The 13,604-nt window shown below is 71.1% G+C and carries 5 protein-coding genes and 1 pseudogene; all 6 read right to left on the reverse strand.

Annotated features, from left to right (window positions below; genetic code table 11):
* Positions 1-1,764 (reverse strand): type I polyketide synthase (locus tag ACFVST_RS28325; protein ID WP_390156449.1); only part of this gene is annotated, 1,764 nt, incomplete at its 3' end.
* The gene (locus ACFVST_RS28330) at positions 1,761-9,263 is read right to left on the reverse strand and encodes an SDR family NAD(P)-dependent oxidoreductase (protein WP_390156453.1); all 7,503 of its coding nucleotides are present in this window, start codon (positions 9,261-9,263) and stop codon (positions 1,761-1,763) included. The genes ACFVST_RS28325 and ACFVST_RS28330, both read right to left, overlap by 4 nt.
* Positions 9,264-9,434: 171 nt before the next feature.
* Positions 9,435-9,575: pseudogene (locus tag ACFVST_RS28335) on the reverse strand (hypothetical protein); the annotation flags it as partial.
* On the reverse strand, positions 9,572-10,726 hold the full coding sequence (locus ACFVST_RS28340; RefSeq protein WP_390156450.1) for an acyltransferase domain-containing protein: 1,155 nt from the start codon (positions 10,724-10,726) through the stop codon (positions 9,572-9,574). The gene ACFVST_RS28340 and the pseudogene ACFVST_RS28335, both read right to left, overlap by 4 nt.
* Entirely contained in the window at positions 10,677-12,302 is a 1,626-nt protein-coding gene (locus ACFVST_RS28345) for a type I polyketide synthase (RefSeq protein ID WP_390156451.1), read from the reverse strand. The genes ACFVST_RS28340 and ACFVST_RS28345 overlap by 50 nt, the downstream gene beginning before the upstream one ends.
* A partial coding sequence (locus ACFVST_RS28350) for a beta-ketoacyl reductase (protein WP_390156452.1) occupies positions 12,299-13,604 on the reverse strand: 1,306 nt, incomplete at its 5' end. The genes ACFVST_RS28350 and ACFVST_RS28345, both read right to left, overlap by 4 nt.

The following is a 13,604-nucleotide window of genomic DNA, read 5'->3' on the forward strand; positions in this document are numbered from 1 at the left end:
AAACTCACCCGCCAACACCCCACCCATCCCCACCCGCTGCGCACCCTGACCAGAAAACACAAACGCCGACCGCACACCACCACGCACCACACCCCGCACCACACCCCCACCAGAACCCCGCGACACCAACGCCCCCAAGCCCTCGACCAACTCCGTCCGATCCGACCCCAACACCACCGCCCGATGCTCCAAACCCGCCCGCGACGTCCCCAGCGAAAACCCCACATCCACCGGATCAAGCGCCGAATCTGAACCCACCGCCGCCGCCAAACGCTCCGCCTGACCGGACAACGCCGCCGCACCCCGCGCCGACAGCACCCACGGCACCACCGAGACCCTCTCAGAAGCCTCGGTCGGCTCGGGAGGCTCCACCGGTTCAGGCGCCTGCTCCACGATCACATGCGCGTTCGTCCCGCTCACACCGAACGACGAGACACCCGCCCGCCTCGGCCTGCCCATCTCCGGCCACTCCCGCGCCTCCCCCAACAACTCCACCCCACCACCGGCCCACTCAATCTGGTCCGAGGGCTCCTCGACGTGCAACGTCTTCGGCAGCACACCATGCCGCAACGCCGACACCATCTTGATCACACCCGCCACACCTGCGGCCGCCTGGGTGTGCGCGATGTTCGACTTCACCGACCCCAACCACAACGGACGGTCCTCACCCCGCCCCTTCCCATACACCGCCTGCAACGCCTGCGCCTCAATCGGATCACCCAGCGCCGTCCCGGTCCCATGCGCCTCGACCGCGTCCACCTCACCCGCGGAAAGCCCCGCGTTCGCCAACGCCGCACGGATCACCCGCTGCTGCGACGGACCATTCGGCGCCGTCAGACCATTACTCGCACCGTCCTGATTCACCGCCGAACCCCGCACCACCGCCAACACCTCATGACCCAACCGCCGCGCATCCGACAACCGCTCCAACAACACCAGGCCGACACCCTCACCCCAGCCGGTGCCATCAGCCGACGCACCGAACGCCTTGCACCGACCGTCCGCTGACAACCCCCGCTGACGGCTGAACTCGATGAACACGGACGGGCTCGCCAGAACCGTGACGCCACCGGCCAGCGCCAGGTCGCACTCGCCCGCGCGCAGCGCCTGACCCGCCAAGTGCATCGCCACCAGCGACGACGAACACGCCGTGTCCACCGCCATGGCAGGCCCCTCAAGACCCAGCGCATAGGCGATGCGCCCAGAGGCGACGCTGCTCGCGCTGCCGTTGCCGAGCAGCCCTTCATACTCTTCGGGCATCGGCTGAAAGCGCTGCCCGTAGTCGTCGTACATCACGCCGGTGAACACACCCGTGCGGGAGCCGCGCAGGGAGTCGGGGTCGATCCCGGCCCGTTCGAGGGTTTCCCAGGCGGTCTCCAGCAGCAGCCGCTGCTGCGGATCCATCGCCAGCGCCTCACGCGGCGAGATACCGAAGAAGTCCGCGTCGAACTGCGCCGCGTCGTGGAGGAAGCCGCCCTCGCGGGCGTAGAACGTGCCCTTGTGGTCGGCATTGGGGTCGTAAAGACCCTCGACGTCCCAGCCGCGGTTGGTCGGGAACGCGGAGACGGCGTCGGTGCCGTCCTCGACGATCTGCCACAGGTCCTCGGGGGAAGTGACGCCGCCCGGGTAGCGGCACCCCATGCTGACGATCGCGATCGGCTCGTGGACAGTGGCTTCCAGCGCCTCAAGCTTCTCTCGCGTCTCTTGCAGGTCGGCCGTCACCCAACGCAGGTATTCGAGAAGCTTCTCGTCGTCCGCCATCACCGATCGCCCCCTGAGCGGCCAAGTCCGTTGTCGATAAAGTTCAAGATCTCGTCAGCTGTCGCGGTCTCCAGCCGTACGCTCTCCGCGCCCTGCTGCCCCTCTTCCAGGGGCTCGGCGGCGCGGCGGGAATCCGCCCAGTTCGCCGCTATCGCGCGCAGGCGGCTGGTGATCTGCTTGCCGACCTCGTCGTCCGTCTCCAGCCCGACGAGCGACGACTCAAGCGAGTCGAGTTCCGCCAACAGCCGTTCGGCCGGGTCCGTTCGCTCCGGGCGCAGGCGGGTCCACACGTAGGCGGCCAGCGCGGCGGGGGACGGGTGATCGAAGATCAGTGTCGCTGGCAGGCGCAGCCCGCAGGCGGCGTCGAGCCGGTTGCGCAGTTCCAGGGCGGTCAGCGAGTCGAAGCCGAGCGTCTGGAAGGACTGCCCGGGATCGATCGCGCCTGGCGAATCGTGTCCGAGAACCCCGGCGACCTGTGTACGGACGAGGTCCAGCACCGCGCGTTCCTGCTCGTCCTCGCTGAGGTCCGCCAGCGTGTCGATGAGGGCGGTCGAGGGCGCGGACGGCGACGCGGCAGGGACAGCGCGCCGTGCCGGTCGGCGCACCAGGCCGCTCAGCACCGGCGGGAGCGTGCCTGCCCCCGACTGGGCGCGCAGCGCTCCCTCATTGATCCGCAAGGGCAGGACCAGCGGGGACGGCGTTCCGCCGAGGACCGCCTGGTCGAACAGCGCGAGGGAACGTGCAGCGTCTAGCGGTTCCAGTCCGGTACGCGCCACCCGCGCCCGGTCCCGGTCCTCCAGGAGCGTGGTCATTCCGCCCTCCTGCCTCCACGGCCCCCAGGCGAGGGACACGGTGGGGAGGTGATCGGCCCGTCGGTGTGCGGCGAAGGCGTCCAGGAACGCGTTGGCCGCCGCGTAGTTGGCCTGTCCGGGCCCGCCGAGGACGCCCGCGGCGGAGGAGAACAGGGCGAAGGCCGCGAGATCCGTGCCGCGGGTGGCCTCGTGCAGGTTGACCACCGCGTCGACCTTCGCCGCGAGCACGCTGTCGAGCCGTTCGCGCGTGAGGGAACCGACGACGCCGTCGTCCAGGACACCGGCGGTGTGAACGACCGCGGTGAGCGGGTTGTCCGGGGGGATCGCGGCGATCAGTTTGCCGACGGCCTCACGGCTCGCGAGGTCGCAGGCCACGAGGGTGACCTGTGCGCCGACCAGTTCCAGTTCCTCGCACAGCTCCGGTGCCCCCGGGGCGTCGGCGCCGCGTCGGCTGGTGAGCAGGAGGTGCTTCACGCCATGTTCGGCGACGAGGTGGTGGGCGATCACGCGGCCGAGGGAGCCGGTGCCGCCGGTGACGAGGACCGTGCCGTCCGGGTCCCATGCGCGGGCGCTCGGCGAGGTCGGGACTCCGCGGGCCAGCCGGGGAAGGTGAGCCGCACCGGCGCGGACCGCGACCTGGGGCTCGCCGGTGGCCAGCGCCACCCGCAGATGCTCCTCCCAGGTGTGCTGTTCCTCCACGTCCACCAGGACGAACCGGTCCGGAGCCTCCGATTGGGCGGAGCGTACGAGCCCCCACACGGCGGCGTGCGCGAGGTCCCGGACGTCTTCGGCGGGGGTGGCGGCGACGGCGCCACAGGTGACGATCACCAGCCGGGAGCCCTCCGTCGCGGGGTCCTCCAGCCAGGTCCGCATCGTCTCCAGGACGTCGGCGGTGGCCTCGTGTACGGCGGCGGCCAGGTCGCCCGGAGGGGGCGTCAGCAGCGGCAGCACCGTATAGGGCGTTGCCGTCGAGCCCGGCTCGACGGCATGGAGCACGAAGTCGGTCACGGCGGTGGCGTCGGTCCTCGCCGGTGTCCAGCCGACCTCGTACAGGGCGCCGTCATCCGCTCGGGACGCCTGAAGCAAGTGCCTCGGTACGGGCCGGGACGTCAATGTCTCCACGGAGGCCACGGGGCGCCCGTCGGCGCCGGTGAGGCGAAGCGAGACGCCGTCCGCGCCTGTCGGGACCAGGTGGACCCGGGCGGCAGCGGCCCCGGACGCCGTCAGCGACACCCCGGTCCAGAGGAACGGCAGGCGTACGGCGGCCTCGTTCGCTCCCTCGGACACGTTCTCCGGCTGCGAGAGGAGCATCGCGTGAAGTGCCGTGTCCAGGAGCGCCGGGTGAATCCCGAACAGGTCGGCCTCGGCCGCCTCCTCTTCGGGCAGGGCGACCTCGGCGAAGGTCTCGTCTCCGTGGCGCCAGGCTCGGCGGAGGCCCTGAAAGGCCGGGCCGTACCCGTAGCCGGAGGCGGCCAGATGGTCGTAGAAGCCGACGAGGTCGATGGGCTCGGCCCCGGCGGGAGGCCAGGCGGTCCCGTCGGGATGACCGTCGGCGTCTTCCTCCGGCGCGGTGCCGGTGAGGAAGCCCGCGGCGTGCTTAAGCCATACGCCGTCCGCCGAGTCGGTGCTCCGGGAGTGGACGCTGAACGACCGGCGGCCGGACCCGTCCTCGCTCTCGCCTTCCTCGCCCCCGACGTGCACCTGCACCGTGACGTGGTCGTCCTCGGGGACGGCGAACGGCGCCTGCTGGGTCAGCTCCTCCACCCGGCCGCAGCCGACCTCGTCCCCGGCCCGCAGCGCCATCTCGACCAGGGCGGTCCCCGAGAGGAGGGCTGTTCCGGCCACACTGTGGTCGGCGAGCCAGGGGTGCGTACGGAGGGAAAGGCGGCCGGTGAGGACGGCACCGCCATCCGCCAGCCGGAAGACGCCCCCGAGAAGGGGGTGGCGTGCGTCGCCGAGACCAAGCGCGTCAGGGTCACTGCTGGCGGGCGCGCCGTCCCCGAGCCAGTAGCGCCGGTGCTGGAAGGCGTACGTGGGCAGGTCGACGAGGCCCCCGCCGGGCAGCAGCGCGCCCCAGTCGACGTCGAGGCCGCGGGTGTGCGCCGCGGCGAGTGTGGCAAGGAGCGACTCGGGCTCCTCGCGGTCCGCCCGTACGAGCGGGAGCACGAGGGCCTCGCTCTCGACCGCGTCCAGGGTTTCCTGCGCCATCGCGGTCAGCGCGCCGCTCGGGCCCAGTTCCAGCAGGACGCCGACGTCCCGCTGGACCAACGCCTGGATGCCGTCGCCGAAGCGGACCACCTCCCGTACATGGCGGACCCAGTAGTCCGCGTCTGTCCGTTCGCCCGCCTCGACGAGCCTTCCGGTGACGTTGGACACCAGGGGGATCTGGGGTTCGGCGTACCGGATGCTCTCGGCCACGTCGGCGAAGTCGGCGAGCATGGCCTCCATCAGCGGGGAGTGGAACGCGTGACTCACCGTCAGCCGCCGTGTCCTGCGGCCGGGCAGCCGGGAGACGACGGTGTCCAGCTCGGTCGTGTCCCCGGAGAGCACCACGGACCGCGGGCTGTTCACCGCGGCGACGGACACCAGGTCCTCGTGTCCGGCCAGTGCCGCACGGGCCTCCTCCTCGGTGGCCTGGACGGCGACCATGCCGCCACCCCCGGGAAGGGCCTGCATCAGGCGGCCACGGGCCGTCACCAGCCTGGCCGCGTCCTGGAGGGTGAACACACCGGCGACGTGCGCGGCGGCGAGTTCACCCACGGAGTGGCCGATGAGGACGTCGGGCCGGACGCCCCAGCTCTCCAGCAGCCGGAAGAGCGCCACCTCGAAGGCGAACAGGGCGGCCTGCGTCCAGCGCGTCTGTGCCAGTTCCGCCGCGTCTTCGAGCACCGCCGGGTCCAGGTCCAGCGCCTGGCAGACGGTTGCGAAGGTGTCCGCGAACACGGGGTAGCCCTGTGCGAGTTGCGCGCCCATGCCTGCCCGCTGCGCGCCCTGGCCGGAGAACAGGAACGCGGTCCCCACCCCCGCCCTGGCCTCCACGGCCCGCTCGTCCGGCCGCCCCTCGGACAGCGCCGCGAGCGAGGCGACCAGCGTGTCGCGGTCCCCGCCGAGGAGCACGGCCCGGTGGTTCAGGGCCATGCGGCTCGTGGCCAGCGAGAAGCCCACGTCGACCGGGGCGAGCTCGGTCCGGCGGGCGAGGTGCTCGTGCAGCCGGGTGGCCTGCGCGCGCAGGGCGCCGGGCGTACGGGCCGAGAGGACCCACGGCACGACGGGGACGGTGGGCCTGTCGGACCGCCCGGGTTCGGCCTCGGGCTCGGTTCCGTGGGGTGCGCTTTCCAGGATCACGTGCGCGTTGGTGCCGCTGATACCGAAGGACGACACCCCGGCCCGCTGCGGGCGCCCCGTGTCCGGCCAGGGCTGTGCGTCGGTGAGCAGGGCGACCGCACCGGCGGACCAGTCGACGTGCGAGGTCGGCTGGTCCACGTGCAGGGTCCGCGGCAGCTCACCGTGGCGCATCGCCATGACCATCTTGATCACGCCGGTGACACCGGCCGCCGCCTGGGTGTGAGCGACGTTCGACTTGACCGATCCCAGCAAGAGCGGCCGGTCAGCGGGCCGGTCCTGCCCGTAGGTCGCGAGCAGGGCCTGTGCCTCGATGGGATCGCCGAGGCGGGTCCCGGTGCCGTGTGCCTCCACCGCGTCGATGTCGGACGGGGAGAGCGCGGCGCTCGCGAGCGCCGCCCGGATCACTCGTTGCTGCGAGGGGCCGTTGGGCGCCGTGAGACCGCTGCTGGACCCGTCCTGGTTCACGGCCGATCCACGCAGCAGGGCGAGGACACGGTGGCCGTTGCGCCGGGCGTCGGACAGCCGCTCCAGCAGGACCACTCCGGCGCCCTCGGCGTGCCCGACCCCGTCGGCCGCCGAGGCGAAGGACTTGCACCGGCCGTCGCGCGCCAGGCCCCGCTGGCGGCTGAACTCGATGAACTCCTGCGGACCGGACATGACGGTGACGCCACCGGCGAGCGCGAGAGAGCATTCGCCCCCGCGCAGCGCCTTGCCCGCGAGGTGCAGGGCGACGAGGGACGACGAGCACGCCGTGTCCACAGTGACCGCCGGTCCCTCCAGGCCGAAGGTGTAGGCGACACGGCCCGAGATGACGCTGGCGGAGTTGCCCGTCATCGTGTAGCCCTCGACGTCCGCGGGCACCTTGCGCAGCCCGGCCAGATAGTCCGAGGACATAGCTCCGGCGAAGACGCCGACCTTGGTACCCCGGAGCCGGGCGACGTCCAGGCCCGCTCGCTCGAACACTTCCCAGGAGGCTTCCAGCAGGAGGCGCTGCTGGGGGTCCATGGCGAGGGCCTCACGCGGGGAGATCTCGAACAGCTCGGCGTCGAAGTCGGCGACGCCGTCCAGGAATCCGCCCTCGCGGCAGTACGTCTTGCCGACGGCCTCCGGATCCGGGTCGTAAAGGTCCTCGACGTTCCAGCCGCGGTCCTCGGGGAAGGGCGAGACCGCGTCGCGGCCGTCGCTCACCAGTTGCCACAGGTCCTCGGGCGAACGTATGCGCCCGGGCAGTCGGCACGACATGGCGATGATCGCGAGCGGCTCGTCCTCCAGCGTCCGTACGGGGGCGGTGTCCGCGTCCGACGGGCCCGCGGCGCCGGTGAGTTCGGCCTTCAGGTGGCGGGCCAGCGCCGTCGCCGTCGGATGGTCGAAGATCAGTGTCGAGGGCATCCGCAGCCCGACGGCGGTGCTGATGCGGTTGCGCAGTTGTACGGCCGTCAGCGAGTCGAAGCCCATGTCGGAGAAGCCGCGGTGCGGGTTGACCGCCGACCGGTCCGTATGGCCGAGCGCGGCTGCCACATGGGTGCGCACCACATCGAGGAGGAGCCGCTCCTGCTCCGGCTCGGGCATGCTGGCGAGACCGCGCAGCAGCTCGGAGCCGCCCTCCGCGGGCCCGGCCTGGGCCGTCGGGCGCCGAGCGGTCGTCCGGACGAGCCCGCTGAAAAGGGCCGGGAGAGCGCCGGTGGCGGCCCGGGCGCGCAATGCCGACGTGTCCAGTCGCACCGGCACCAGGAGCGCCGGTCCGTCCGCCGTCGTCGCGGTGTCGAAGAGGGCGAGTCCCTCGCCCTCTTCCAGCGGTGTCATCCCGCTGCCGGACAGCCGCGCGCGGTCGGCGCTGTCCAGGTGGGCGGTCATGCCGCCGCGCTGCCGCCACAGGCCCCAGGCGAGGGACACCGCGGGGAGTCCCTGGGCGCGCCGGTGCTGTGCCAGCGCGTCGAGGAAGGTGTTGGCGGCGGCGTAGTTCGCCTGCCCCGGTCCTCCTACGAGACCCGCCGCCGAGGAGAAGAGGACGAAGTCCCGTAGCTCCAGGTCTGCGGTGGCCTCATGCAGATTGACGGCCGCATCCACCTTCGGCCGCATCACCGCGTCCAACCGCTCAGCGGTCAGCGAACCAACAACACCGTCATCCAGCACACCCGCCGCGTGAATCACCGACACCAACGGACGCCCCACCGGAATGTCCGCCACCAACCGGTCAACCGCCGCCCGATCAGCCACATCACACCCCACGACCGTCACCTCACCACCCAACGCGGCAACCTCACCCACCAACTCCGCCGCCCCCGGCGCCTCCACCCCCCGCCGACTCGTCACCACCACATGCCGCACCCCACACTCAGCAACCAGATGACGCACCAGCAGCCCACCCAGCAGACCGGTTCCACCAGTGATCAACACCGTGCCCTCAGAGTCCCACTCCCCCGCCTTCTCCCCACCCCGGACGGAACGGGCGAGACGGGGAACGAGCACTTCCCCACCACGTACCGCGACCTGCGGCTCGCCCGTGGCCAAGGCAGCCGGAAGGACCTCGGCCCACTCCGTGCCCTCATCCACGTCGAGCAGGACGAACCGGTCCGGATGCTCCGACTGGGCCGACCTGATCAGCCCCCACACCGCGGCCTCAGCGAGCCCGGGAACGTCCTCATTCGCCGTCGTGGCGACCGCGCCCCGCGTGACCACCACCAACCGCGAGGCAGTGGCCGATTCATCCGCCAACCACCCCTGAACGGCCTCCAGTGCCCTGCCCGCAACCCGACGCGCACCGTCCGCGAGACCCTCTTCCCCGGCCCCCGCGCACGGCAGCACCACCACATCGCTGCCCTCGGAGGCGGGCTGCCCGTACACCGACCGCGTCACCGCGTCGGCGCCGCCGCCCGCGTCGGAGGACGCCGTCGGCACCCAGTCGACCGCGTACAGCGAACCGTGCTCCGCGCTGCTCGCCCGCCGGAATTCCGCCGATGACACAGCACGGGAGGTCAAGCGCTCTACGCACGCGACAGGGCGGCCCTCGGTGTCGGCGATTTCCACGGACGCGGCGTCCCCGCCCTCGCCCATCAGCCGTACGCGCAGTGCCCCCGCGCCTGAGGCGTAGAGCGTGACGCCGTTCCAACTGAACGGCAGCCGCACCTCATCCGTGCCGTCGTTGACGGCCAATTCGGCGTGCAACGCCGCATCGAGCAGAGCAGGGTGAAGCCCGTAGAGAGAGGCCGACTCGCGCTCCTCCTCGGGGAGGACGATCTCGGCGTACGTCTCGTTGCCCCGGCGCCAGACCGCCTGAAGCCCCTGGAAGACGGGGCCGTAGACATAGCCCGACTCGGCCAAGCGCGCGTAGAAGTCTCCCAGCACGACCGGCTCGGCCCCGGCGGGCGGCCACGCGCGGAAATCGAAGCTGCTCCCCGGTGCCTCGGCGCTTAACACACCCTCGGCATGGCACACCCACTCCGCATCCTGGCCGTTGCGCGAAGAAACACTCACCGTCCGCCGCTGTCCGGCATCTCCCGCCCCGACATGCACCTGGATCATGACTCCGCCGTCGTCCGGAATCACCAGAGGCACCTGCAGAGTGAGCTCTTCCAGCCGTCCGTGTCCGACCTCGTCACCCGCGCGAATCGCCAGCTCCACGAATGCGGCGCCGGGCAGCACCACCGTCCCCGTCACCGCATGGTCAGCGAGCCACGGATGGGTCCGCAAGACAGAGACCCCGACAGGACCAGCCCACCGTCTTGTGCGAGGGAAAGCGCCGCGCCCAGCAACGGATGATCGACGGCGCCCATGCCCATCGAACTCGGATCGGCCAACGCCACGTCTGTTCCGGTCACCCAGTAGCGTTGCCGTTGGAAGGCGTAGGTGGGCAGGTCCACCCGGCGTCCGCCCGGCAGGAGCGTGGTCCAGTCGACCTCCACACCCTCCGTCCAGGCCCCGGCCACCGACGCCAGGAACCGGTCCCAGCCGCCCTCATCACGCCGCAGCGACCCCACCACCGACGCCGACGCCGCCAACTCCTCAATCGTCTCCAACACACTGTTCACCAACACCGGATGCGCGCTGGCCTCAATGAAAACCCCGTACCCCTGCCCCACCAGCGCCCGCGTCGCCCCCTCAAACCCCACCTGCTCACGCAGATTCCGAACCCAATACGCGGCATCCACATCCGCAGTGTCCAGCCAGTCACCCGTGACCGTCGAGAAGAACGGAACCCGCGAGGAAACCGGCGCCACCGGCCCCAAAACCTCCAGCAACTCCTCTTCCAGCACATCCACATGCCCACAATGCGACGCATACGACACCGGCAACCGCCGCGCCCGCACCCCCCGCTCCTCACACGCCACCAGGAAGGCGTCCAGCGCGTCCGCGTCCCCCGAGACCACCGTCGCACTCGGCCCGTTCACCGCCGCCACCGACAAGGCCCCCGGCCACGCCGCGATCAGCTCCTCCACCTCCACCACCGGAGCCGAGACCGACACCATGCCGCCCAACCCCGAAATACGCACCAGCGCCTGACTACGCAGAGCAACCACCCGCGCCGCATCCTCCAACGACAGACCACCCGCCACACACGCCGCCGCAATCTCCCCCTGCGAATGCCCCACCACCGCACCAGGCACCACACCCACCGAACGCCACACCTCAGCCAACGACACCATCACCGCCCACAACACGGGCTGCAACACATCAACCCGCTCCCACAACTGGGCCGCATCGCCCTCACCCCGCAACACCCCAACCAAAGACCAATCCACAAAAGGCGCCAGCGCCCGCTCACACTCCCCAATCCGCCCCGCAAACACCGCAGAGGACAGCAACTCCACCGCCATCCCCACCCACTGCCACCCCTGCCCCGGAAACACCAGCACCGGCCGCACACCCCGACGCGCCACACCCCGCACCACACCCCGACCCGGTCCCTGCGACGCCAGCGCCCCCAGCCCCTCGACCAGCTCCGCCCGGTCCGACCCCAGCACCACCGCCCGATGCTCCGGGAGGCTCCACCGGTTCAGGTGCCTGCTCCACGATCACATGCGCGTTCGTCCCACTGATCCCGAACGACGAGACACCCGCCCGCCGCGGCCTGCCCGTCTCCGGCCACTCCCGCGCCTCGGCCAGCAGCTCCACCCCGCCACCGGCCCACTCGATCTGCCCCGAGGGCTCCTCAACGTGCAGCGTCTTGGGCAGCACACCGTGTCGTAGTGCCTGCACCATCTTGATGACGCCTGCCACACCTGCGGCCGCCTGGGTGTGCGCGATGTTCGACTTCACCGAGCCCAACCACAACGGACGGTCCTCACCCCGCCCCTTCCCATACACCGCCTGCAACGCCTGCGCCTCAATCGGATCACCCAACGGCGTCCCGGTCCCATGCGCCTCGACCGCGTCCACCTCACCCGCAGAAAGCCCCGCACTCGCCAACGCCGCACGGATCACCCGCTGTTGCGACGGACCATTCGGCGCCGTCAGACCGCTGCTCGCACCGTCCTGATTCACCGCCGAACCCCGCACCACCGCCAACACCTCATGACCCAACCGCCGCGCATCCGACAACCGCTCCAACAGAAGAACGCCAACACCCTCGCCAGTCCCGAACCCGTCCGCCGACGCACCGAACGCCTTGCACCGACCGTCCACTGACAACCCCCGCTGCCGACTGAAGTCGAGCAGCACGCGTGGTCCGGCCATGATGAGGGCGCCCCCGGCGAGGGCGAGATCGCACTCGCCCGCGCGCAGTGCCTGGCCCGCCAGATGCATCGCCACCAGCGACGACGAACACGCCGTGTCCACCGACACCGCCGGGCCCTCAAGACCCAGCACATAGGAGATCCGGCCAGAGATCACGCTTTGCGTGTTGCCCGTGACGAAGTAACCCTCCACTTCCTCCGGCAGCCGCGGGAACTGGGTGACGTAGTCCGACCAGCCGGTCCCGACGAAGACACCCACCTGTTTGCCGCGCAGCGAGCGAGGCAGGACCCCTGCTCGCTCGATCGCCTCCCACGAAGCCTCCAGCAGCAGCCGCTGCTGCGGATCCATGGTCCTGGCCTCGCGCGGGGAGATCCCGAAGAATTCGGCGTCGAAGTCCGCGGCGCTGCCGACGAACCCGCCTTCTCGCACGTATGCCTTGCCGAGGGTGTCCGGGTCCTGGTCGTACAGCCCGTCGACGTCCCAGCCCCGGTCGGTCGGCAGCCCGGAGACGGTGTCACGGCCTTCGGCGACCACGTCCCACAAGTCCTCTGGGGTCTCGACCCCTCCCGGATAGCGGCAGGCCATGCTGACGATCGCCAGCGGCTCACGGGACGCGGCTTCGAGTTTCTGGTTCTGGAGTTGTAGCCGTTTGGTCTCTTTAACAGCCGCGCGGAGCGCGTCAACCATCTGCTCGGTGGATGCGTCGGTCACGAGCTTGTCCCTTCGGCTGCTTCGCCGTCGTCCGTTCCGGCGTGCGCCATGCGCATGAGGTCGGCGAGGTCGAGTTCGTCCACCGCGTCGAGGGCCTGTTCGAGTTCGGTGTCGGACGCGGCCTCGCGGGTGGAGGCCGGGGTGTCAGGTTCGGGGGCGGTGACGTCGGGGACGAGGACAGCGCCCAGGTACTCCGCGACCGCCAGCGGGGTGGGGTAGTCGAACAGCAGCGTCGACGGGAGCCGACGACCCACGAGGCCGCGCAGCCGGTTGCGGAGTTCGACCGCGGTGAGCGAGTCGAAGCCCGTGTCCATGAAGCCGCGTTCGGGGTCCATCGCGTCGCTCCCGGAGTGGCCGAGAATGCGGGCCGCGTGACCGCAGACCAGGTCCAGCAGTAGCCGTAGCTGCTCGTCCCGGTCCAGGCCGACGAGGCGTTCGCGCAACGCCTCCGCCTCCGAGCGGGACGTCTCGCCCGTGGCGTCCGTCCCGGCCGCTGACCGCCGGGCCGGGGTTCGCGCCAGCCCTGACAGCAGTGCGGGGGCGGTGCCCGCTGCGACGCCGCGAGCGAGAGCTGTCCGGTTGAGCCGCACCGTGAGCAGGAGCGCCTCGTCGGCGCTGAGCGCGGAGTCGAAGATCGCCGCGCCCTGGTCGGCGCTGATGGGGGCCAGGCCGACCCGTGCGATGCGGGCGAGTTCGCTCTCGCCCAGGCGGGCGGACATGCCGCCCTCGTGGCTCCACGGGCCCCAGGCCAGGGACTGGGCGCACAGCCCGTCGGCCCGGCGCCGCTGGGCGAAGGTGTCCAGGAAGGCGTTGGCGGCGGCGTAGTTCGCCTGTCCCGCGTTGCCGAGTGTCGCGGACGCCGAGGAGAACAGCACGAACGCCGACAGGTCCAGGTCGAGTGTCGCCTCGTGAAGGTTCAGCGCCGAGTCAGCCTTGGCCCGGAGCACGGTGTCGAAGCGTTCCGGCGTGAGGGCGTCGACGGTGCCGTCGTCCAGGACACCGGCCAGGTGCAGGACTGCGGTGAGCGGCCGGTCCACGGGGACGGACGCGATCAGTTCACCGACCGCGTGCGGGTCTCCCGTGTCGCAGGCCACCACGGACACCTGGGCGCCCAGGGCTTCGAGCTCGTCGGACAGAGCCGCCGCGCCGGGAGCGTCGGTGCCCTGGCGACTCGTCAGCATCAGGTTTCTGACGCCGTGGTCCTTGGCCAGGTGGCGGGCGATGAGCCCGCCGATGGTGCCAGTGCCTCCGGTGATCAGCACCGTGCCCTCGGGATCCCAGACCGGGGGCATCGTCAGCACG

The sequence above is a fragment of the Streptomyces sp. NPDC058045 genome (genome assembly GCF_042885635.1).
Taxonomy (GTDB): domain Bacteria; phylum Actinomycetota; class Actinomycetes; order Streptomycetales; family Streptomycetaceae; genus Streptomyces.